This is a genomic window from Autumnicola patrickiae (assembly GCF_031846525.1).
GTDB classification, from domain to species: Bacteria; Bacteroidota; Bacteroidia; order Flavobacteriales; family Flavobacteriaceae; genus Autumnicola; species Autumnicola patrickiae.
In genome coordinates this window covers 1-20,221 of the sequence record NZ_JAVRHM010000006.1, presented here as the reverse complement: position 1 = coordinate 20,221, position 20,221 = coordinate 1, and the positions used below count along the sequence as shown (strand labels likewise).

Annotated in this window: 21 protein-coding genes and 2 tRNA genes; 13 read left to right on the top strand and 10 right to left on the bottom strand. The window is 38.5% G+C overall.

Annotated features, from left to right (window positions below):
• Positions 1-7: 7 nt before the first annotated feature.
• Positions 8-685 (bottom strand): GTP cyclohydrolase I FolE, encoded by a 678-nt coding sequence (gene folE / locus RM549_RS06650; RefSeq protein ID WP_311683024.1) that lies wholly within the window; start codon positions 683-685, stop codon positions 8-10.
• Between the two features lie 144 nt (positions 686-829).
• On the opposite strand from folE, the gene RM549_RS06645 reads away from it, so the two are divergent.
• A complete protein-coding gene (locus RM549_RS06645) occupies positions 830-2,683 on the top strand; it encodes a T9SS type B sorting domain-containing protein (protein WP_311683022.1) in 1,854 nt (617 codons plus the stop codon).
• A 74-nt stretch (positions 2,684-2,757) separates the two neighbouring features.
• Here RM549_RS06645 and RM549_RS06640 read toward each other — a convergent pair whose 3' ends face one another.
• Both RM549_RS06640 and RM549_RS06635 read right to left on the bottom strand, forming a co-directional pair.
• Positions 2,758-4,266, bottom strand: coding sequence for an OmpP1/FadL family transporter (locus tag RM549_RS06640; RefSeq protein WP_311683020.1), 1,509 nt, complete (start codon positions 4,264-4,266; stop codon positions 2,758-2,760).
• A 95-nt stretch (positions 4,267-4,361) separates the two neighbouring features.
• Positions 4,362-5,534, bottom strand: coding sequence for a hypothetical protein (locus tag RM549_RS06635; protein ID WP_311683018.1), 1,173 nt, complete (start codon positions 5,532-5,534; stop codon positions 4,362-4,364).
• A 111-nt stretch (positions 5,535-5,645) separates the two neighbouring features.
• On the opposite strand from RM549_RS06635, the gene proS reads away from it, so the two are divergent.
• From proS to rpsT, 4 genes are all read left to right on the top strand, one after another.
• Positions 5,646-7,124 carry a proline--tRNA ligase gene (proS, locus tag RM549_RS06630; protein ID WP_311683016.1) on the top strand — a complete coding sequence of 493 codons (1,479 nt, stop codon included), beginning with the start codon at positions 5,646-5,648 and terminating at the stop codon, positions 7,122-7,124.
• A 77-nt stretch (positions 7,125-7,201) separates the two neighbouring features.
• Positions 7,202-7,273 (top strand) — tRNA-Glu (locus tag RM549_RS06625).
• Between the two features lie 67 nt (positions 7,274-7,340).
• A tRNA-Glu gene (locus RM549_RS06620) sits at positions 7,341-7,412 on the top strand.
• Positions 7,413-7,445: 33 nt separating this feature from the next.
• Positions 7,446-7,694, top strand: coding sequence for a 30S ribosomal protein S20 (rpsT, locus tag RM549_RS06615; RefSeq protein ID WP_311683014.1), 249 nt, complete (start codon positions 7,446-7,448; stop codon positions 7,692-7,694).
• A 122-nt stretch (positions 7,695-7,816) separates the two neighbouring features.
• On the opposite strand, the gene RM549_RS06610 is transcribed toward rpsT, so the two are convergent.
• A complete protein-coding gene (locus RM549_RS06610) occupies positions 7,817-8,731 on the bottom strand; it encodes a glutaminase (protein ID WP_311683012.1) in 915 nt (304 codons plus the stop codon).
• Between the two features lies 1 nt (position 8,732).
• Positions 8,733-9,440, bottom strand: a complete 708-nt coding sequence (gene pepE, locus RM549_RS06605; RefSeq protein ID WP_311683010.1) for a dipeptidase PepE — start codon at positions 9,438-9,440, stop codon at positions 8,733-8,735.
• 98 nt (positions 9,441-9,538) lie between these two features.
• On the opposite strand from pepE, the gene RM549_RS06600 reads away from it, so the two are divergent.
• The 7 genes from RM549_RS06600 to RM549_RS06570 all read left to right on the top strand — a co-directional run bounded on the left by RM549_RS06600 (position 9,539) and on the right by RM549_RS06570 (position 15,839).
• Positions 9,539-10,336 carry a peptidase associated/transthyretin-like domain-containing protein gene (locus RM549_RS06600; protein ID WP_311683008.1) on the top strand — a complete coding sequence of 266 codons (798 nt, stop codon included), beginning with the start codon at positions 9,539-9,541 and terminating at the stop codon, positions 10,334-10,336.
• A 25-nt stretch (positions 10,337-10,361) separates the two neighbouring features.
• Positions 10,362-11,156 (top strand): peptidase associated/transthyretin-like domain-containing protein, encoded by a 795-nt coding sequence (locus RM549_RS06595; RefSeq protein ID WP_311683007.1) that lies wholly within the window; start codon positions 10,362-10,364, stop codon positions 11,154-11,156.
• Positions 11,157-11,206: 50 nt separating this feature from the next.
• Positions 11,207-11,989 (top strand): peptidase associated/transthyretin-like domain-containing protein, encoded by a 783-nt coding sequence (locus tag RM549_RS06590; protein WP_311683005.1) that lies wholly within the window; start codon positions 11,207-11,209, stop codon positions 11,987-11,989.
• Between the two features lie 29 nt (positions 11,990-12,018).
• On the top strand, positions 12,019-12,525 hold the full coding sequence (locus RM549_RS06585; protein WP_311683003.1) for a DUF6702 family protein: 507 nt from the start codon (positions 12,019-12,021) through the stop codon (positions 12,523-12,525).
• A gap of 60 nt (positions 12,526-12,585) precedes the next feature.
• Positions 12,586-14,898, top strand: coding sequence for a M1 family metallopeptidase (locus RM549_RS06580; protein WP_311683001.1), 2,313 nt, complete (start codon positions 12,586-12,588; stop codon positions 14,896-14,898).
• Positions 14,899-14,979: 81 nt separating this feature from the next.
• Positions 14,980-15,261, top strand: a complete 282-nt coding sequence (locus RM549_RS06575) for a Sec-independent protein translocase subunit TatA/TatB (protein ID WP_311682999.1) — start codon at positions 14,980-14,982, stop codon at positions 15,259-15,261.
• A gap of 17 nt (positions 15,262-15,278) precedes the next feature.
• Entirely contained in the window at positions 15,279-15,839 is a 561-nt protein-coding gene (locus RM549_RS06570) for a phosphatase PAP2 family protein (protein ID WP_311682997.1), read from the top strand.
• 29 nt (positions 15,840-15,868) lie between these two features.
• Here the strand turns inward: RM549_RS06570 and RM549_RS06565 are convergent, their stop codons facing one another.
• Entirely contained in the window at positions 15,869-16,510 is a 642-nt protein-coding gene (locus tag RM549_RS06565; RefSeq protein WP_311682995.1) for an O-methyltransferase, read from the bottom strand.
• Between the two features lie 93 nt (positions 16,511-16,603).
• Here RM549_RS06565 and kynU point away from each other — a divergent pair, with 93 nt between their 5' ends.
• Positions 16,604-17,887 (top strand): kynureninase, encoded by a 1,284-nt coding sequence (kynU, locus tag RM549_RS06560; protein WP_311682993.1) that lies wholly within the window; start codon positions 16,604-16,606, stop codon positions 17,885-17,887.
• Positions 17,888-17,938: 51 nt separating this feature from the next.
• Here the strand turns inward: kynU and RM549_RS06555 are convergent, their stop codons facing one another.
• From RM549_RS06555 to RM549_RS06540, 4 genes are all read right to left on the bottom strand, one after another.
• The gene (locus tag RM549_RS06555) at positions 17,939-18,607 is read right to left on the bottom strand and encodes a hypothetical protein (RefSeq protein ID WP_311682991.1); all 669 of its coding nucleotides are present in this window, start codon (positions 18,605-18,607) and stop codon (positions 17,939-17,941) included.
• A 70-nt stretch (positions 18,608-18,677) separates the two neighbouring features.
• Entirely contained in the window at positions 18,678-19,436 is a 759-nt protein-coding gene (locus RM549_RS06550) for an SDR family oxidoreductase (protein WP_311682989.1), read from the bottom strand.
• 72 nt (positions 19,437-19,508) lie between these two features.
• A complete protein-coding gene (locus RM549_RS06545) occupies positions 19,509-19,664 on the bottom strand; it encodes a lmo0937 family membrane protein (protein WP_311682987.1) in 156 nt (51 codons plus the stop codon).
• Positions 19,665-19,933: 269 nt separating this feature from the next.
• Positions 19,934-20,179 carry a hypothetical protein gene (locus tag RM549_RS06540; RefSeq protein WP_311683310.1) on the bottom strand — a complete coding sequence of 82 codons (246 nt, stop codon included), beginning with the start codon at positions 20,177-20,179 and terminating at the stop codon, positions 19,934-19,936.
• Between the last annotated feature and the right edge of the window lie 42 nt (positions 20,180-20,221).

The window sequence follows — 20,221 nt, the reverse complement described above, 5'->3', positions numbered from 1 at the left end:
ACGCTGATTAAAATGATGTATCCAGTTTGATGTAATCCAAAAATTCCCGTTTCACCTCTTTTTCTTTAAAAGCTCCACCAAATTCACTAGTCACCGTGCTACTTTCGATATCCCTTATTCCCCTGCTGTTAACGCATAAATGTTTTGCGTCTATTACGCAGGCAACATCTTTGGTTCCAAGTACATGTTGTAATTCCTGAACAATTTGCATGGTAAGACGTTCCTGTACCTGTGGGCGCTTAGCGAAGTAATCTACTATACGGTTCATCTTGGAGAGACCTACAACCGAGCCTTTAGAAATATATGCTACATGTGCTTTACCAACAATGGGTAATAAGTGATGTTCACAAGTAGAATAAACAGTAATATTTTTTTCAACAAGCATTTCCCCATACTTGTATTTATTATCAAAAGTAGATGCTTTGGGTTTTCTTTTTGGGTCAAGACCGGAAAAGATTTCATTTACAAACATTTTTGCCACCCTTTGTGGAGTTCCTTTTAAGCTGTCATCATTAAGGTCTAGCCCCAGGGTGTTCATGATGTTATTTACATCTTGTTTTATAAGTTCAATTTTCTCGAGGTCGCTTATTTCAAAAGCATCATCACGAAGCGGGGTATCAGCACTACTACTGGCATGTGCTTCTCCAATTTCATCTATTTCGTTCAAAATCTTATCTATTTTCATCCTATTTTTACAATAATAGTCGTAAACCGGGAGTTTAGCTTGCAAAGATACATATTTATAAGCTTTCCAGGAGAATAGTTAATTAAAAGCGTTTTGAAAAGTATTAGATTTATATTCTTTAATTTGCGGCAGAGTTAGTATTTGATGAAATTCAGGTTTTTCTTACGAATTTTTACGATTTTTATATTCATTACAGCTGGTAATACCTATGGCCAGGGCAGCTTGTGTGAGGAGGTTGATCCTTTTTGTGCCGGGGATGAGGAATTGGTTTTTCCAAATTCTAACTATGCGAGTGGTTCTTTAGCCAATGGAGAAGCAGGGCCTTTTTATGGTTGCCTTCTTTCCCAGCCTTTTCCTGCATGGTTTTATCTTCAGATAGAAAACTCGGGAAATCTGCGATTCCAAATTTCACAATTTCAGAATCAGGACGGTTCGGGAGCAAGACTGGATGTAGATTTTGCAGTCTGGGGTCCGTTCAGTGAAGATGAAGATTATTGTAATGATGCGGCATTAAGTAGAGAGAACCTTGTGGATTGTAGTTTTTCTGAATCGGCTATTGAAGGTATGACCATTAACAATGCACAAGCCGATGATATTTATATTGTACTTATTACCAATTTTTCTGAGTCTCCCGGTTATATAAGTTTACAGCAGACTAACTCTGCCCAGGCAGGTGCTGGTGCGACAGACTGTAGTATTCTGGAGAGCACACTGGGAGAGGACAGAATTGCTTGTGGGGAAGAGGAGGTTGTTCTGGATGGTACAACAGAGGGTGCAACAGATTATGAGTGGTATACCTATAATGAAACTTCTGGAGCATATGATCTTATTGCTGGTGAGACAAGCCCTACTTTAAATGTGACGACAAGTGGAAACTATAGAATAGTTGTAGCTAATTCTGAAGTTGAGGAGGTTGCAGAAGATGATGTTAATGTCACGTTTTATGATACACCTGTTGCCACTTTACCTGAAGATTTTGTAATCTGTTCAAAAGAGGGTGAGCCGGTGAATTTGACAGAAGCCTCGGCGGAAATTTTAGCGGGGAATTCAAATCGTGAAAATTATAGTGTTATCTACTACGAGTCTCAGGAGGCAGCAGAGGAAGATATACCAGTTAATTCTCCCGCAGCCTATAGTTGGCAGGAAACTGATCAAATTTTTGCCCAGGTTGTTGGTGTGGAGAGTGGCTGTAGATCTCAATTAGTTTCCTTTGATTTGGATCAGGCCGTATTTCCTGAAGTTAATCTGAGTGAAGTTACTCGAATATGTTTAAATCCTGATGGGGGTTTGCAAAATGAAATTAGTATTGGAAGTGACCTCGGGTCCGGATACTCTTATCAATGGAGAAGTACTAACGGAATTGTTTCCAATGAAGCGGTGCTGGTTATTTCTGAAGTACCTACTGTAGAAAGTTACAGGCTGGTTCTTACCAATAACGAAACCGGATGTAGCCAAAATTTTGAGACCGAATTGCAGTATTTTTCAGCGCCTGCTGAAGTCCTTATTGAAATTAGTGGAAGTGACTTTACAGGCGGCACTACAGTAACAGCCGAAGCTGTTCATGGGGTGGGCGATCCAACAGAGCATGAATATCAGCTGAACGATGGTAACTGGCAACCTGGTCCTGTTTTCAGAGATGTAAATCCAGGGACTTATGTGGTGAGTGCGAGGGAGATTAACGGTTGTGGTGTTACCATTTCAGATGAATTTACTATAATTGGATACATGCGCTTTTTCACTCCAAATTCAGATGGTTATAATGATACCTGGACCCTGGCTAATGGAAATGATGAAATCGGCATCACGATTAGACAAATTTATATTTTTGACAGGTTTGGAAGGTTTTTAAAACAAATTTCCCCTTCGGGTCCAGGTTGGGACGGCACTGTGATGGGGGAAAATCTTCCTGCCGACGATTACTGGTTTAAGATTCTGTTTGTGAACGAACTTAACGGTCAATCCGGGGAATTCAGTGGTAATTTTAGTCTTATAAGATGAAAAAAAGCTTAAAAATCAGCAGGAAATAACCTTCTGAATTTTAAGCTTAAAATTGTACTTTTTTTATTTTTCATCTATAATCCAAAACTTAAAGAAATAACAAAATTAGAAATGTCGCGATCAATATTTGCTGCATTTGTTAATCCAACATTGTACAATTCCCGGGCATCTGAAAATTCCGTTTTGTTATAGGCAAGATCAAGTTTAACAGATCCAAAATTATATCCGAATCCGCCGGAATAACCTGTTACTTCTCCTAGGTTACCTCTGTCCCTGTAAGGACTCTCTTCAAATCTGTATCCTCCACGTAAGCTCCATCCCTGGATCCGGTATTCACCACCAACTCTATAACTGGATGTCGCCTGGAAAGTATCATTAATTTCCTGGTTCTGGATACCAAAATCAGGATCATTAACAGGACGAAACTCCATGTTTGTGTAATCCTTATAAGAATAATCAAAACTAATCAATCCACTGCCACCAAATAGCAGAGCGAGGCTACCGGTTAATTTGCCGGGAGTTTTAAGCGTGTAATCGGGATAGATGTTAATTGTATTAGGATTAACTACTGTTGTGCCTTCTAAAGTATTGTCTGTTTCCAGGTATTGCGTGGCTTCTTCTCTTATATTGTACCATGTAGGTGACTCATAAGAAGCACCTAATCTTACATTCTGATTAACTTTGGCTATAGCACCAAGTTGGAATGAAAAGCCATCACCTGTTGTATTTAGGTTATTCTCGAATTCAACATAAGTTGTGGTACTACCAGGGTTGTTATTTGATTCGGTAAAGAGGGTAGAACTATTATAATTTAAGAAATGCGTGTTTAAATTTGCTCCTAAATAAAGGAAATCCTGATATTGGGTTGCAAAATTAAATGACAATTTACCATTCATTCCGGTAGAGGCCATAGCATAATTCTGAGCGAAACTACCTCCTTCTACAGAAGAGTTATAAGAAGTATTGTCCAAATCTGTACTCTCCGGATTAATAATATAGCCCTGATATCCTAACATTGCCTGTTGGGTACCAAACCCCTGGTTTTCTCCTAAGTAGGTATAAAGGTCTGTAACACTCTCTCCGTCCACTGTCTCCAATAGATCCAGGGGGACTCCTTCAGCATAACCCAGGAAATATTCGTCTATTGAGGAATTACTTGTTCCACTGGCAATGAAATTATCATCAAAATTATTAGTTTCAGTAAAATTAATCCCTATCGTAAATTTTCTCCATGGATTATTACTGTTTCCCTGAAATACCAATACACCACCAGCCTGAGAGAAATTAAAGTCTGAACGCTCATTGGTTGTTAATCCATTAAAATAATTAACTGAATTTTCTGAATTCCGGTGATCCAGGGTAAAGGTGGCAAAACTGTTTAGAAATACTGCTGAACCGGCGGGATTTATACTTATTGCAGATATATCACCACCCAGAGCTCCAAAAGCCCCACTCATCGATCGGTACCGAGCTGTTCCGGTTAATTCTTCTGAAGAATATCTATAAGCATCTGCAGTTGTTTGACCTGCTACGTAGGAGATAGACAGCAACCCGATGCAGAAAAATAAAAGAAGATTTTTCATAGTATAATTTTATTTTTAATAAGGTATTTTACAAAAGACCTTACGGTTTTAACTGTAAGGTCCACTGTAATACAAATTTTATAAAGCAGGTGAGTTTATCCTCTACCTCCTCTTGAAGAGGATCGTCCTCCACCAGAACTTCTGGTACCCGAACTACTTCTTCCGGAGCTTCCAGAGCTTCTTACAGAACCGCTACTACTTCTTGTAGGAGTAGAAGATCTTGTTTGTGTGCTTCTGTTCCTGGTAGGAGAGGATCTTTCGTAAGACGAGTTTCTTCTTGAAGATTCAGAATTTACTCTTACAGGAGTAGATCTGGATGAGCTTCTACTGTAGATGTTAGAGTCGTTGCCAGAAGATCTTACAGATCTGCTGCGGGAACCGCTGTAATCTGCAGTTCTATTATTTCTAATTTCTCGAATGCTTCGGGAATAAGAAGAGTTTCTTGTTCTTGCATTGGTAGCCGATGTATTTCTACTGCTTCTGCCGGTATATGATTGTCTTGAGTTTCTTCTTCCTTCGTTATAAGCTACTTCACGCCTGTTGTTATCTCCGTAATAAGGAGAGCCATACCAACCGCCGTTGTATAAACCTCTGTTATGGAAATAAGGGTTAAATAAACCGCCGTAGCCCCAGCCAAAGCCCATTCCGTATCCCATTCCATATCCCATAAAAGGATGTCCAAAGCCCATTCCGTATCCTCCCATAAAAGGATGTCCAAAACCAGGTCCCCAGAAAGGATCCCATCCTCCCCAGTAAGGATTGCCCCAGTAACCTCCGTGTCCGGCAAATCCATATCCAAACCGGTTGCCCCAGCCCCAACGGTAAGGATTCATGAAGCCGCCGCCGTACCAGCCATTGTTATAGATGTTAACAGTGTACTCATCTGGATCTCCTCCCCAAGGAGCATAACCTCCGGTGTATTCCATAGAGTCGTCATAGTACTCGTCTTCCTGGCCTCCTTCTGTAGAAGAATAGGATTCTACATCAGTAAAAATGCCATTTTCCAGAACGTCGTTGTACATTTGTGATTTTTCAGCAAATAAATTTTTATAATAACTGCTATTGCTGTTCTTATTTTCTTTTTCTACATAACGATCCTGTCGTGTATCCGTCCGTTGATCATAACGAACATCTGGATTTGTTGCACCATAAATGCCATCGTTACCGTAACCTGCATACTCATAAGAGCCGCAGGATGCTAACAATAGCAAAAATACAGGAGCCATGAAAAATGTAAACTTTCGATATATATTGTAATTGCGTATCATTAGCGTGTATTTTATTGTTGAACATTACAAAAATAGTTAGTTTTGCGCTAACTAACAGAGGATTTAACCTGTGTATAACAAATCACAAGTTTTGTGCCAAATAACTGATTAATGGGGAAGAAACTAACTACCAGGAGTGAAGACTATTCTAAGTGGTATAACGAACTGGTTGTAAAAGCCGATCTAGCAGAGAACTCAGCAGTTCGTGGTTGTATGGTTATAAAACCATACGGATATGCGATATGGGAAAAGATGCAGGCTCAATTAGATAAGATGTTCAAGGAAACCGGACACCAAAATGCCTATTTTCCGCTCTTCGTTCCAAAGAGCCTTTTTGAAGCTGAAGAGAAAAATGCCGAAGGTTTTGCAAAAGAATGTGCAGTGGTAACACATTACCGTTTAAAAAATAATCCAGACGAGCCCGGGAAGCTCATGGTAGATCCTGAAGCCAAACTGGATGAAGAACTGGTGGTACGTCCTACTTCTGAGGCAATTATCTGGAATACTTATAAAAACTGGGTACAATCTTACCGTGATTTGCCTATTCTTATTAACCAGTGGGCAAATGTTGTGCGGTGGGAAATGAGAACACGGCTATTTCTTCGTACTGCAGAATTTTTGTGGCAGGAGGGTCACACTGCGCACGCTACCAAACAGGAAGCTTTAGATGAGGCAATGCAGATGAATAATATCTACGCAACTTTTGCTGAAGAATTTATGGCTATTCCTGTGGTTAAAGGAAGTAAAACCGAAAATGAGCGGTTTGCAGGTGCAGAAGAGACCTATTGTATAGAAGCGCTTATGCAGGACGGTAAAGCCTTACAGGCAGGAACATCCCATTTTCTTGGTCAGAATTTCGCAAAGGCATTTGATGTGAAATTTGCCACTAAAGAAGGTGGTCTTGAACATGTATGGGCGACCTCCTGGGGAGTTTCCACAAGGCTAATGGGTGCGCTTATTATGACGCATAGTGATGATAATGGACTAGTTCTTCCTCCAAACCTTGCTCCAATCCAGGTGGTAATAGTGCCAATATATAAAAATGATGAACAGTTAGATCAAATTTCTGAAGTAGCCAATAAATTAGCTTCAGATTTAAGGGCTAAAGGTATTTCTGTAAAATATGATGACCGTGACACCCAAAAGCCGGGATGGAAGTTTGCCCAGTATGAGCTACAGGGAGTGCCGGTACGGCTTGCAATTGGTCCTAAAGATATAGAGAAAGGAACAGTGGAGCTTGCCAGGAGGGATCTTCTAACAAAAGAATTTGTGAACCAGGATGAGGTCGTGGAGAAAATAAGCGGACTAATGACTGAGATGCAGAATTCTTTATTTGAAAAAGCTAAATCTTTTAGAGATTTACATATTACTGAAGTAGAATCTTTCGATGAGTTTAAAAAAGTTTTAAAAGAAAAAGGAGGATTTATTTCTGCTCATTGGGATGGTTCCTCAGAGACAGAGAATAAAATAAAGGAGCTTACAAAAGCCACAATACGCTGTGTACCATTTAATCAGGAAAAAGAAGAGGGTAGCTGTGTATTAACTGGTAAACCTTCTTCGCAGAGGGTGCTTTTTGCAAAGGCGTATTAAATTTTGAAATTTTTTTGTTTCACATTTGCGCCATTCAAAAATAGTTGTATTTTTGCATCCGCAATTAAACAAAAAACGGTCCGTTCGTCTAGGGGTTAGGACGCCAGGTTTTCATCCTGGTAACAGGGGTTCGATTCCCCTACGGACTACAACAAGTACAAATTTTAGAGTTTGTGCAGAAGTGATCTGAAAAGGTCGATATTTGAAATGATTTTTGGTCCGTTCGTCTAGGGGTTAGGACGCCAGGTTTTCATCCTGGTAACAGGGGTTCGATTCCCCTACGGACTACTTTTTAAGAAAACAATTTAAACAGAATTTGTAATGGCAAATCACAAGTCATCGTTAAAGAGGATACGTAGTAATGAGGCTAAGCGTCTTAGAAACCGTTACCAGCACAAAACTACCAGGAATGCTATCAAGAGGCTGAAAGAAGCTGAAAAGCAGGAAGCTGAAGCATTATTGCCTTCTGTAGTATCTATGGTAGATAAACTAGCGAAGAAAAATATTATACATGACAATAAAGCCGCTAACCTTAAGTCTCAACTGACTAAACACGTAGCTGCGCTTTAAATTTTAATAGTGTTCAATTTATAGGAAATGCTTTCTGTGAAAATAGAAAGCATTTTTTTATTTATAAAAGATTCTTCGGTTTTACGACAGGATGTTGTAATCTGTCGCTTGAATATTTCAGTTTAAAATACCGAAACTCCTGTTAGTGTCGTCAATCTTTCCAGCGCTTTCATTCCCAGTTCAGAATTTCCTTTAGGGTTTAAAATAGGGCTCCATACGGCAACAGAATAATTATCTGGATGTATGGCCACAATTCCGCCGCCTACGCCACTTTTTCCAGGAAGGCCAACCTCAAAACTAAATTCCCCGGCTTCATCATAAAAACCACAGGTTTGCATGAGCGCATTTATTCGTTTTACGCTTTCCGGCTTAAGTATATTCTCACCTGTCTCCAGGATATTACCTTTATTTGCAAAAATCATAAAGGCTTTAGCAAGATCTTTGCACGACATTGCAAGGGAGCATTGGTGAAAATAAAAATCCAGAATAGGTTCTACATCACACTTTATGTTTCCCAAAGCTTTCATGTAATTTACCAACGCAATATTTCTATATCCTGTTGATTTTTCTGAAGCAGCAATTGTTCCATCGTACTGAATTTCATCGTCACCAGTAATTTTTCTCACAAAAGCCAGGAGTTCTGCTTTTGGATCATCAAGATGGTCTACAAGTATATCTGAAATTACCAACGCTCCCGCATTAATAAACGGATTTCTGGGAATGCCACTTTCCTGTTCAAGTTGGGTAAGCGAATTAAAAGGATTTCCCGACGGTTCTACATCCACACGCTTCCAGAGATCTTCTCCCATTATCTTCATTGTCATAGCCAGTGTAAAAACTTTGGTGATACTCTGTACAGAAAAATTCTCTTCGTGATCCCCAAAACCGTAATGCTGGTTCTGGCCACAGTAAAGGTGCATTCCAAATTTTTTAGGGTTTACTTTGGCAAGTTCTGGGATATACGAGGCAACTTGGCCTGTTACATCGCGATAGCTCATTTCCTCATTAATCGAGTCGAGTATTTTCTGATAATCCATATTAACTAAGATCTGTTAGAGTACTGTTTGCATCTAATTCGTAAGGTAATTGATCCTTTTTAAAAATTCGGGCACTCAACTCTCCTTTTAACGATATTTTATTATTGGAGATTTCCAACCAGCTGCCCTCTCTAAGCCCAACCACAGGCTGAGAATTGATACTGTGGAATTCTTTGATCCTGGTCTCCCGGGTTTCCCCCTTATGAGTAGAATTTTGATCAGGATCTAAATAGTGCGGATTAATGTTGAAGGGAATAATACCTAAGGTTTTAAAGCTGGGAGGGTGCACTATAGGCATGTCGTTAGTAGTCTGCATCGTTAAACCTGCGATATTACTTCCTGCACTTGTTCCTAAATAAGGCGTTCCGGCCATAATTGCATCCTTTAAGGGTTGCATTAATTTTCTGCGATATAATTCTGAAACCAAAATAAAAGTATTTCCGCCACCGGTAAAAATACCTTTTGCGTTTTTCAGGGCTTCCTGGGGGTTTTCAAATTCATGGATTCCCTTCAGGTCGATATTTGCCATTTTAAAGGCATCACCTGCTTTCTGAGTGTATTCATTTAATGAGATCCCTCCAGGTCTTGCAAAAGGAATAAAAATTACTTCTGAAGCTTCTTTATAGAGTCTTTTTATCTCTGGAAGTAAGTATTCCAGGTAATCCTGGCCGTGTAAAGTCGATGTACTCGCAAGAATTGCGTATTTCATAGTCTGGTTTTTTGTAAAAGTAGAAAAATTGACATTTTAAGAGGAATTTAGTGTGTCATTTGTAAATTTTAAAAGGAACTATTGTTACTTTATAGACAATGAAAGTCTTAATTAGCAATTTTCTCTTCCTTTCTCTTCTTGTACTAACTTCTGTAGTAGGTGCGCAGGAAAGTCGCGGCCTGCTTGATGGTCGTGTTCTTGTGCCGGCTGGTGATGATGCTGGTGGAATTACCATTTTCAATAAAAATTTGCGCTCCGGAACAATTACAGATGATAATGGGGATTTTGAGATAATGGCGAGGCAAGGTGATAGTCTTGTGTTTTCTGCAGTACAATTTAACGATTTTACAATTGTGGTGACAGAAAATCTAATGGAAGAACGTGTGATGACTATTAATTTGAATGCCGCAGTAAATGACCTTCCCGAGGTGAAAATAAGTGATCTTTCTGGAATTATTGAAGTAGATGTAAAAAGGATAAGGGTAATTGGCGGTGAAAAAGAATGGGTGTCAACACCCGAACTGCTGAGGTTAAAAAGTATGCCGGAGCGTTACCGCACTGGCTATGTTCGCAACGATGCGATGGGAAATGTAACAGCAAGTGATTATCAGGGTCTTAATTTTGCAAATATTTTCAGAGCAATTTTTAACCAGAAAGGGAGAAATAAGGAGAATGTAGAAAAGCTTTTGCCAAAAGAAATGGCAAACTTAATTTGGTTTCGTTTTGGAGAGGAATATTTTACAAAAACTCTTAACATTGCCCGGGAACATACCAGCGACTTTCTTTTTTACGTTATAGATAATGGACTCACTCAGGAAATGCTGAAAACCAAAAATGATTTAGAGATAATGCAGTTTCTTTTCGAGCAAAAGGAGAATTTCAAGCAGGAGTTTTAAAGCCTTAAAAGATCTACCCTAATTTATGCTGAAATATTTATTTGTACTAATTTTATTTATTCCATTTCTATGTTCTGCCCAGGAACGTATTCAGCTAAAAGGTAAAATTACCAATGATTCCCTTGACGGTTCGTATATAAATATCATCAACAAAACTTCAAATATCGGGACTATAAATTCTTCTTCGGGGGAATTTCAAATTCAGGTAAGGGAAAAAGATACTCTCGAATTTTCTTCAATTCAATACGAGAAATTAGAAGTCGTAGTGACGCCATTGCTAATGGAAGCTGGATATCTTAGAGTACTTCTTGTCCCGGGAATAAGCGAATTAGATGAAGTGAAAATCAGTAACATCGATCTCACCGGTGATTTAAGCAGGGATATTGGCAATATGAATACGTTTAGCATTTCGCAATTTGGGATTCCAAATGCCAACAGGAAAGCCTTAAGTGCTGCAGAAAGAAGGCTGCACGCTGCAACTACAACATCCGTCTCTACATCCGTTTCGGGTGGGGGAGCAGGAGGGGCAGTTGGCCTTGATCCTTTAATTAATGCCATTACCGGAAGAACAAAAAAGCTGAAGAAAGTAGTGGCAAATGAAAAACTTCAGCAGATGGTGGAAAAAGGTGTTGCTGCTTTTTCTACCCGGTTTTTTGTGGAAGAATTAAAAATTCCGGAAGATAAAATCATAAATTTCGTTTATTATTGTGCAGAAAATCATCAGCTGAAATATCTTTTAAAAGATGAAAATAGGTTGGATCTTCTGGAATTTTACATAAAGTATGCCCCTGAATTTTTGGATGGGAAAGGTCCAGAATAAATTTTTGCTCATTTTGCGTAGTATCATCATCAAATCATCACATCTCGCTAATGAAAATACTAATTAGGATAAAAAGCTTCCGCTGGAGCTTAATTCTTTCCGGAATATTTTGCTTTTGCAATCTTACCCCGGCACTTGCTCAGGAAAGTGTAAAGCTTCAGGGCAAAATCCTAAATGATTCCCTGGAAGGTAGTTTTATCAACATTATTAATAAAACTACTAATACGGGAACTATTAATTCTACTTCCGGAACATTCGAAATTAGAGTGAGGGAGCAGGATACTCTCCAATTTTCTTCAATTCAATACGAAAAGCTGGAAGTAGTAATTAGCACCATGATTTTTGAAGCCGGTTATCTAGAAGTCGAATTAATTCCCGGGATGAACGAACTGGACGAAGTGAAGATCAGCAATATAACTTTAACCGGAAACCTGGCCAGTGATATTTCAGAAATGAATATTGTTGAAGATAATTATGGCTTTAAACGTCATGACCGTAAGGAAAGAACCTTAAGCGAAAGAAAATTGACTGCTTATGGTGGCAGTCCTGTAGATGCTCTTATTGGGCACCTTAGTGGAGATATCAAAAGGCTGAAGAAGGTCGGGGAAAATGAAAAGCTTCAGGCTATAGCACAGAAGGCAGGAAAATTGTTACCGTATACTTTTTATGCAGATGAACTGAAAGTTCCCGAAGATGAAATTGTTAATTTGATTTATTTTTGTGCTGAAGATCCTCAATTCAAAGATTTGCTAAGCCAAGAGAATGTACTGGAGCTTATGGAATACTATAAAAATCACGCTCCGGATTTTCTTAAATTATATAATTTGGACTAATGTTTGCTAAGACTTGTAAAAACTCCTGAATGAAAAGAACTACCTTAATCCTGGTTTGTTTTCTCCTATTTTCTTCCCTTAAAGCGAACAACAGCCATGAGTTCTATTTGAGCGTGACGGAGATTGAGTACAAAAAAGATTCAGGTGCACTTCAAATTATTAGCCGGGTCTTTATTGATGATTTTCAGAAAGTACTTAATACGCGTTACGGCAAAAATATCAGTCTTTCTTATGAGAAGGAGACCGGAGATGTAAAGAACAGTATAAAAAAATATCTTGCGCAAAAGCTGCAACTTGTAATTAACGGAGAAAAATTACAGCTTCGATACCTGGGGAAAGAGTATGACGGAGATCAGCTAATCCTTTATATCGAGATAGAAAATGTGCCGGTTTTCGATAAAATGGAAGTCACCAATGCCATACTAACCGATCTTTACGATGATCAGAAAAATGTGGTACACGTAAGAATGGATGATCAGTTAAAAAGTCTTTTATTAGATAAAGAACAAGATAAAGGCATTATAAATTTTGGCTAATGATTATTCTTTAGCAATGAAAATATTACTTTTAGCAATCTTTAAATTAAATATTACTTAATGAAATCAATAAGATTAAAATATTCAGTGTGCATTATGTTCTTGTTCGCCGGAGTTAATGCTCAGGAGAATACTGGAGAAAATCAGGAGTCACAGCGGCAGGAGGGGCATGTAAACGAGAACAAGTTCAGACAACTTTATCAGATTTTTTCAACGCCCAATCAATATCGTGCTGCATCTGGAGCGCCGGGGCCTGCTTATTATCAGAACCAGGCTGACTACAAAATGGATATTGTGCTGGATGATGAGAATACCAGATTGGATGGAGAGGAAACAATTACCTATCACAATAATTCACCCCAGGATCTAGAGTATTTATGGGTACAGCTGGATCAAAATATCCGGAAGAAAGATTCACCTTCACTTGAGAAGGATCCAAGTGGGATGACCCCCGTTTCCACCCCGGGACGTTTTGTTAACCAATATCTTGAAGAGCCTTTTGATGGAGGTTTTAATATTGAAGAGGTTTCCAAAGATGGTAAATCCCTCGATTATACAATTAATCAAACAATGATGAGAATAGACCTTCCCGAAGCTTTAAAATCTGGGGATAGCTATACTTTCTCAATTAAATGGTGGTATAATATTAATAACCATGTTACTGACAGGGGGCGTTCTGGATACGAATATTTTCCTGACGATGATAACAGAGCTTATGTAATCGCTCAATTTTTTCCTAGAATGGCTGTTTATAATGATGTAGAAGGCTGGCAAAACATGCAATTTTGGGGTAGCGGGGAGTTTGCTCTTCCATTTGGAGATTACGAAGTAAATATCACTGTGCCTGCAGATCATATTATGGAAGCTACAGGGGAACTTCAGAACAGGAAAAAAGTATATTCCCGGGAGATGATGCAACGCTATGAGCAGGCAAAGAAATCTTATGATAAGCCTGTGATGATTGTAACCCAGGAAGAAGCTGAAAAGGCTGAACAAGGAGCTACCGAAAAAACAAAAACCTGGACCTATAAAGCAGATATGGTAAGGGATTTTGCTTTCTCTACATCGAGAAAATTCCTGTTGGACATGATGGCTGTAGATGTTATGGGTAAAGATGTTATGGCTGTATCGGTTTATCCAAAAGAAGGAAATCCCCTTTGGGAGCAGTGGTCAACAAGAGCAGTAGCAAGTACTTTGCAGAGTTATTCTCACCACACTTTTCAATATCCTTATCATAAAGCCGTTTCTGTACACGCCAAAAATCAGGGGATGGAATATCCAATGATCTGCTGGAATTATGGACGACCCGACGAGAACGGGGAATATAGTGATCGCGTTAAGTTTGGAATGATAAGCGTGATTATTCATGAGGTAGGACACAATTATTTCCCAATGATTGTAAATAGTGATGAGCGCCAGTGGGGGTGGATGGACGAAGGTTTAAACACTTTTACTCAGTTTCTGGCAGAGCAAAAATTTGCTGAACAATATCCTGAAGCTATAGCGCCCTTAAGCGAATATCCTTCCAGAAGAGGTATACCGTCTAAAATTGTTCCTTACATGAAAGGCGATCAAAGGTTTATTGCTCCAATTATGTCTAATCCTGAAGAGGTGCATCAGCTTGGGAACAATGCTTATGGAAAGCCTGCTACGGCGCTAAATATTCTTAGGGAAACTGTGATGGGCCGGGAGTTATTTGATCATGCTTATGCTACTTATGCGCAAAGATGGATGTTTAAACACCCAACGCCCGAAGATTTTTTCAGAACGATGGAAGATGCTTCAGGCATTGACCTGGACTGGTTCTGGAATGGTTGGTTCTACAGTACAGATAATGTAGATATAGGTCTTGAGAGGGTTCAGAAGTTATTTGTGACAGATGAACCCACAGAGCAGGCTTTGGAATATCTGAGGAATCAGGGTGTGTCTAATCCCGATGATATCGATGCGCTTTATGTAGTTGAAGAGGGTAGCGAAGGTTTTGAGGAGAGCATGAAAGGAAAATCTGTATTAGAAAATGCTCCTTCCTTAAACGAATATTTGATGGATAACTTTTCTGAAGAAGAGCGCCGGAATCTTAATATTCCTAATTATTTCTATCAGATTGTTTTTGAAAAGCCGGGAGGACTGGTAATGCCGTTAATTGTGGAATACGAATATGCCGATGGAACTTCTGAAAAAGTGACTTATCCTGCTCAAATCTGGAGAAAAAATGATGATCGGGTGAGCAAAGCTATTGCTACAGACAAAGAGATCTTAAAAATTACGATAGATCCCGACCTGGAAACTGCAGATGTAGACTTGTCTAATAATACTTGGCCGGAGACAGAAACAAAAAATCAGTTTGAACAATTTAAAGAGAACGCAGAGTAATTAATTTTAACTTAAAATATTAAGCCGACTTTAACGAGTCGGCTTTTTTTTTAGCCATATTTGTATATATATTTGTGTGCTATGTTATTACTACCATTATTTATCAGCGGTGCCGAAATTGCATTCATTATGTTCATCCTTGTCATGGTATTTGGAGCTGATAAAATTCCTGAAATTGCCCGTGGTTTGGGGAAAGGTATGAAGACGCTCCGTAATGCTTCCAATGATATTAAAAGTGAAATCCAGCGAAGTGCAGAAAAGCAGGGAATCGATAAAAATATGTCTAACGATATAAAAGGTGAAATTGATAAGGTGAGAGAAGATATCGATGAAATCACCGGCTCCGTAAGACGTAAATTTTAAACAGCCTCTGGAAAAGTATGTGGGATAAGCTAACACAGTGGGACAGGGAACTCTTTGTTTATCTGAACAGCTTAGGAATAGAATCTCATGATAATTTCTGGATATTTGTAACCCAGCCCGAAAACTGGATCCCTCTACACATTTTATTTTTTATCCTTTTTTTTATTGCTTATTATTGGAGAAAGGCAGTGATGACTTCCCTTTTCCTGCTTGCCACAGTTGGAACCACCCTGGCGTTTACTAATCTTGTTAAAGGTATTGCTATAAGATTACGGCCTAACAATAATCCAGACCTCATGGAAATAATCCGTATCCTTCAGGAACCAACCAATTATAGTTTCTTTTCGGGACATGCATCTACATCTTTTGCAGCGGTCACTTTTATCGTTCTGGTGCTAAGGGAAAAATTTTCATGGATCTATTTAGGCTATATCTGGCCCCTCCTATTTGTACTTAGCAGGATCTTTGTAGGAGTTCATTATCCTTCAGATATAATAGTAGGTGCTTTTGTAGGTGTAATAATGGCTTTCCTATTCTTTTGGGCCTATCAAAAATCAGGTAAACGATTTGCTTTGTGATTTTATCTCTTGAAAAAATTTTTCAAGTTCTATTTTCTTCTCGTTAAAGTAAGTCCATCCCTTATAGGAAGTATAATGGTCTCCACTCGCGTATCATTAGCCAGCATCTCATTATACATAAGCAAAGCTTTTGTGGATTCATCATCAGGTTTTAATTCTTCCACAATTTTTCCGCTCCATAAGACGTTATCAGATAAAATTACGCCTCCGGGATTCATCTTGTTTATGATCAAATCAAAATAGGCGGGGTAATTTGGCTTATCGGCATCTATAAAAACAAGGTCAAACTTTTCGTTTATCTGCGGAATTATATCCAGGGCATCACCAAGATATTGCTTGATATTATTCTTAAAAGCCGAAGCTTTAAAATATTTCTTCTGAAAATCATAAAGTTCTTCATTTATATCTATAGTATGGATATGGCCATCTTCTACCAATCCTTCGGCAAGACATAGAGCGGAATAGCCTGTAAAAGTACCAATTTCAAGAATAGTTTTTGGCCGGATAATTTTGGATAGAATACTCAGTAACCGCCCTTGGTAATGTCCGCTAAGCATACGCGGCTGAAGTATTTTCTGATAGGTTTCACGGTTCAGATTGGCAAGAAATTCAGGTTCTTTCTGAGAATGGGCAATAATATAATTCTCAATTTTATCTGGTAGAAAATCCATCGCTTTGCTTTTTACAAATCTAAGTAATTTAGGAAGGCCAAATTAATTATAATTTCCCTCGTTAAATCGTATTTTTACACAAAAAGGAATGCTATGCAGTTTGAAAATACAAGGGAATTTGCATTAAGATTGGATGCTGAAGATAATCTTGCGAAGTACAGAAAAGAATTTATTTTTCCTGAATTAGATGGGGAAGAGGTTGTCTATTTTGTAGGAAATTCCCTTGGCCTGCAACCCAGGTCGGCAAAAAAATATGTTGATGAAATTATGCAGGACTGGGCAGACCTCGCCGTAGAAGGCCATTTTAAAGCCGAAAAATCCTGGTGGGATTATCATGAGCGTTTCTCAGAGAAACTTGCAAAAGTAGTTGGTGCAAAACCTTCAGAAGTTACAGTAATGAATACCCTTACCGTAAACCTTCATTTATTAATGGTTTCTTTTTACAGGCCTTCCGGAAAGAGATATAAGATAATTTGTGAGGAAAAAGCCTTCCCGAGCGACCAGTATATGTTGGCGAGCCAGGTACGATTTCATGGTTATGATCCTTCCGAAGCGATTGTCGAAATTAAAAAGCGGGATGGGGAAAATAATTTCAGAACTGAGGATATTCTTCAGAAAATTGAAGAAGTAGGAGAGGAGTGTGCACTCATTTTGATTGGAGGAGTAAATTATTATTCGGGGCAGGTTTTCGACATGCAGAAAATCACTAAAGCAGGGCACGATATTGGCGCTTTTGTAGGTTGGGATTTGGCTCATGCAGCTGGAAATGTGGAACTTAAACTGAATGAGTGGAAGGTGGATTTTGCAGCCTGGTGTAGCTATAAGTACATGAATTCGGGTCCCGGAAATGCTTCCGGATGTTACATAAATGAAAAATATCATAACCTAAAAGATCTGCCTCGATTTGAAGGATGGTGGGGGCATAATAAGGAACGTCGATTCCTGATGGAGCCGGAATTTCAACCGGAACCCGATGCAAATGCCTGGCAAATTAGCAATGCCCCGGTTTTGGCACTTGCTCCTTACCTGGCATCCCTGGAAATGTTCGATGAAGTAGGAATGCCAGCCCTTATCAAGAAAAGGAATAAGATAGTTGCTTACCTGGAATTTGTTCTGCAGGAAATAGACAAAGAAGTAGAGAGTAGCTTCGAAATTATCACTCCTTCAGATCAAAAGGAAAGGGGAACCCAAATTTCTGTTTTTCTACATGGTGAAGGCAAAGATATTTTTAACTATCTCATGAAAAATGGCATTTTTCTGGATTGGCGTGAACCAAACGTTATCAGGTTGGCTCCAGCACCATTTTATTGTTCTTTTTTGGATGTTTTTACATTCGGACAGGTATTAAAACAAGGGATTTTGAGTAAAAAAAGGTGATTTTTGTTATAAACGGTTCGTTTTTCACCCAAATTGTAGTTAAGAACTTTTTTATTCTACTACAATATCCGAAAAGAACAATTCAAAACTTCCGTCAGGAGACTTATGGGATTTGGCAATTTTCACCCCGTTATATTCCTGGTAGTCTTCCCAGGAGGTAGGCATTTCCCGGTTTCCATCGGCAGATTTGTAAACCCACTCCTGGACTATTAGATCGTCATTATAATAAATGTCATAAGTATCACCAGGAGTGTAGCCGCCGTTAACTGCATAGGAAACAATTAATTTATTCATTGTTTCGCCGCTAATGGGAGCTGTTGCATTTTCCTCTTCTGTAATCTCTGCATCAGACCATACAAGCTGGTATGGGAACAACAGCCAGTAGGTGTCATTTATAAATTTTTGATCTATTTCCTTTTCCTCCTCAGTCAAATCCTCATCCTGAGTGTAACTGCGGGTAGTACCTTTTTCAGTCAGGCTAATTTCATTGGTCTGGGGATTCCATTCCCAGCTTCTTTGGGATCTTATGGTATCCTGAACTTTTACATTGAAGGTGAAATTTAGTTTTTCTACATCTTCAAAAGACTGTAAACCATTCGCATTTGCAATCTGTTGTGGCAAGTCTGTGTTTTCTGCTGAAGAAGAAGTATTTGCTGTATTATTCTGATTACAGCTGTTCAAAGTTGCAGCGAAGATAAGAAGGAAGAATAGGTTTTTCATTTTATAAAATTTTAGGCTTCCGACAGTTTTTTCGGAATTTTATTAGGATTAAATATACAAATTAACCCTTTCAAATTGCATTAATACTCATTCCTCCATCTGCCACGATATTTTGGCCGGTGATATAAGAGGATTTATCCATAGCCAGAAAAGCAATGATAGAAGACATTTCTTTAGCCTGTGCAATTCTTTTTAACGGAGTTCCCTTAATAATGGCTTCCATTCTTTCCTTTTGATCAAGAAAACCCTCGGTTAAGGGAGTTTCTGTAAACCAAGGCGATACAGCGTTAACCCTTATCCCATCCATAGCCCATTCTACCGCAAGGCTTCTAGTTTGTTGCAGTAACCCTGCTTTGGACATGGCATAAGGAGTGCCTGTGCCTACATCTTGAATTGCTGCAGAAGATGCTATATTAATTATAGCTGCTTTTCCGGACTTTTTTAAAAGTGGATACAGTTTTCTGCTTAATTCAAAAGGAGAGAATAAGTTGACTTCGAGTACTTTCCGGTATTCTTCTTCAGAGTAATCCTGAGCTTTTTTTCTAATGTTTATTCCAGCATTATTTACCAGAATATCTACATTTCCCCAGTTTTTCTCCACCCATTGCTTTAATTCCAACTGATCTTTTTCCAAACTTGAATCTGAAACAATGCCTGTAGCTTTATGCCCATCATTCCTCAGTGAATTTTCCAGCTTCTTTACATCTTCAGCATTTCTTGCGGTAAAAAGTACTTCGGCCCCCAATTCTAAAAAATCGAGGACTGCGGCTTTACCAATACCTTTTGTTCCTCCTGTAATAACAGCTTTTTTATTTTCTAAGTTCCACATAAATGTTTTCTTTTTAGGAATAAAAAAACCCTTGATTGCTCAAAGGTTTTTACTTTATATTCAAAATAATCGTTATAGTCTGCGACCAGTTAGTAGTTTATACACGATCATAATTATCGCAACCACAATTAAAATGTGGATTATTGAACCCAGGTCTGGGAAGGCAAAGTAGCCTATCAGCCATCCGATAACTAATAGAACAATAATAAGCCAGATTAAATCTTTCATAAGTTTAGTTTTTAAGCAACAAGTTGCTGGTCGGTTATAGTAAACGAATTTAGGCAATCCTTAAACTGGTTCAATAAGCTTTAACTAGTGTTTAACTCAAAAGTTAAATCACCAATGTATTTCTGAGATTTTCACTTAAGCTTTCTTCTGATTAAAAAAGTGGCGTTGCGGTTTTCTTCGCCAGAAAACTTTATGCCGAAAATTGCCATTTTAAGACCTCCTTCTAATAAGTATATAAATTACCTTTCAACTTATTTTCTGGACGAGGTCTAACCCTGGTTCTCCAGTTTGTTAAGTTTCATCTCATACTCTTCAATCGCATCCCGAACAGAATCCACATTATCTGAAGATTTTTGATGAGCATTCTCCATTGCTTTTTCCAATTCTTTATCTGGATGCTGAAACAGATCTGTAATTACATGGTTGATTTTATCAATTATGCTTTCCTGGCTGTTTTTGATATCTTCAAGCTTACTAAGCGTAGCCCGCATTTGATCAATTTTCTGCTGATCCATATTTTTAAGGTTTTGATTAAAAAATAAATTAAGCATATTCTT

Bases quoted from the DNA above. Each gene is read 5' to 3' on its own strand.
- RM549_RS06550 (WP_311682989.1), bottom strand. From the start codon at position 19,436: ATGTGGAACTTAGAAAATAAAAAAGCTGTTATTACAGGAGGAACAAAA.
- RM549_RS06590 (WP_311683005.1), top strand. From the start codon at position 11,207: ATGAAAATACTAATTAGGATAAAAAGCTTCCGCTGGAGCTTAATTCTT.
- RM549_RS06635 (WP_311683018.1), bottom strand. From the start codon at position 5,534: ATGATACGCAATTACAATATATATCGAAAGTTTACATTTTTCATGGCT.
- RM549_RS06645 (WP_311683022.1), top strand. From the start codon at position 830: ATGAAATTCAGGTTTTTCTTACGAATTTTTACGATTTTTATATTCATT.
- RM549_RS06595 (WP_311683007.1), top strand. From the start codon at position 10,362: ATGCTGAAATATTTATTTGTACTAATTTTATTTATTCCATTTCTATGT.
- RM549_RS06600 (WP_311683008.1), top strand. From the start codon at position 9,539: ATGAAAGTCTTAATTAGCAATTTTCTCTTCCTTTCTCTTCTTGTACTA.
- RM549_RS06540 (WP_311683310.1), bottom strand. From the start codon at position 20,179: ATGGATCAGCAGAAAATTGATCAAATGCGGGCTACGCTTAGTAAGCTT.
- RM549_RS06545 (WP_311682987.1), bottom strand. From the start codon at position 19,664: ATGAAAGATTTAATCTGGCTTATTATTGTTCTATTAGTTATCGGATGG.
- proS (WP_311683016.1), top strand. From the start codon at position 5,646: ATGGGGAAGAAACTAACTACCAGGAGTGAAGACTATTCTAAGTGGTAT.
- RM549_RS06580 (WP_311683001.1), top strand. From the start codon at position 12,586: ATGAAATCAATAAGATTAAAATATTCAGTGTGCATTATGTTCTTGTTC.
- RM549_RS06565 (WP_311682995.1), bottom strand. From the start codon at position 16,510: ATGGATTTTCTACCAGATAAAATTGAGAATTATATTATTGCCCATTCT.
- RM549_RS06570 (WP_311682997.1), top strand. From the start codon at position 15,279: ATGTGGGATAAGCTAACACAGTGGGACAGGGAACTCTTTGTTTATCTG.
- RM549_RS06585 (WP_311683003.1), top strand. From the start codon at position 12,019: ATGAAAAGAACTACCTTAATCCTGGTTTGTTTTCTCCTATTTTCTTCC.
- RM549_RS06555 (WP_311682991.1), bottom strand. From the start codon at position 18,607: ATGAAAAACCTATTCTTCCTTCTTATCTTCGCTGCAACTTTGAACAGC.
- RM549_RS06575 (WP_311682999.1), top strand. From the start codon at position 14,980: ATGTTATTACTACCATTATTTATCAGCGGTGCCGAAATTGCATTCATT.
- RM549_RS06610 (WP_311683012.1), bottom strand. From the start codon at position 8,731: ATGGATTATCAGAAAATACTCGACTCGATTAATGAGGAAATGAGCTAT.
- pepE (WP_311683010.1), bottom strand. From the start codon at position 9,440: ATGAAATACGCAATTCTTGCGAGTACATCGACTTTACACGGCCAGGAT.
- kynU (WP_311682993.1), top strand. From the start codon at position 16,604: ATGCAGTTTGAAAATACAAGGGAATTTGCATTAAGATTGGATGCTGAA.
- rpsT (WP_311683014.1), top strand. From the start codon at position 7,446: ATGGCAAATCACAAGTCATCGTTAAAGAGGATACGTAGTAATGAGGCT.
- RM549_RS06640 (WP_311683020.1), bottom strand. From the start codon at position 4,266: ATGAAAAATCTTCTTTTATTTTTCTGCATCGGGTTGCTGTCTATCTCC.
- folE (WP_311683024.1), bottom strand. From the start codon at position 685: ATGAAAATAGATAAGATTTTGAACGAAATAGATGAAATTGGAGAAGCA.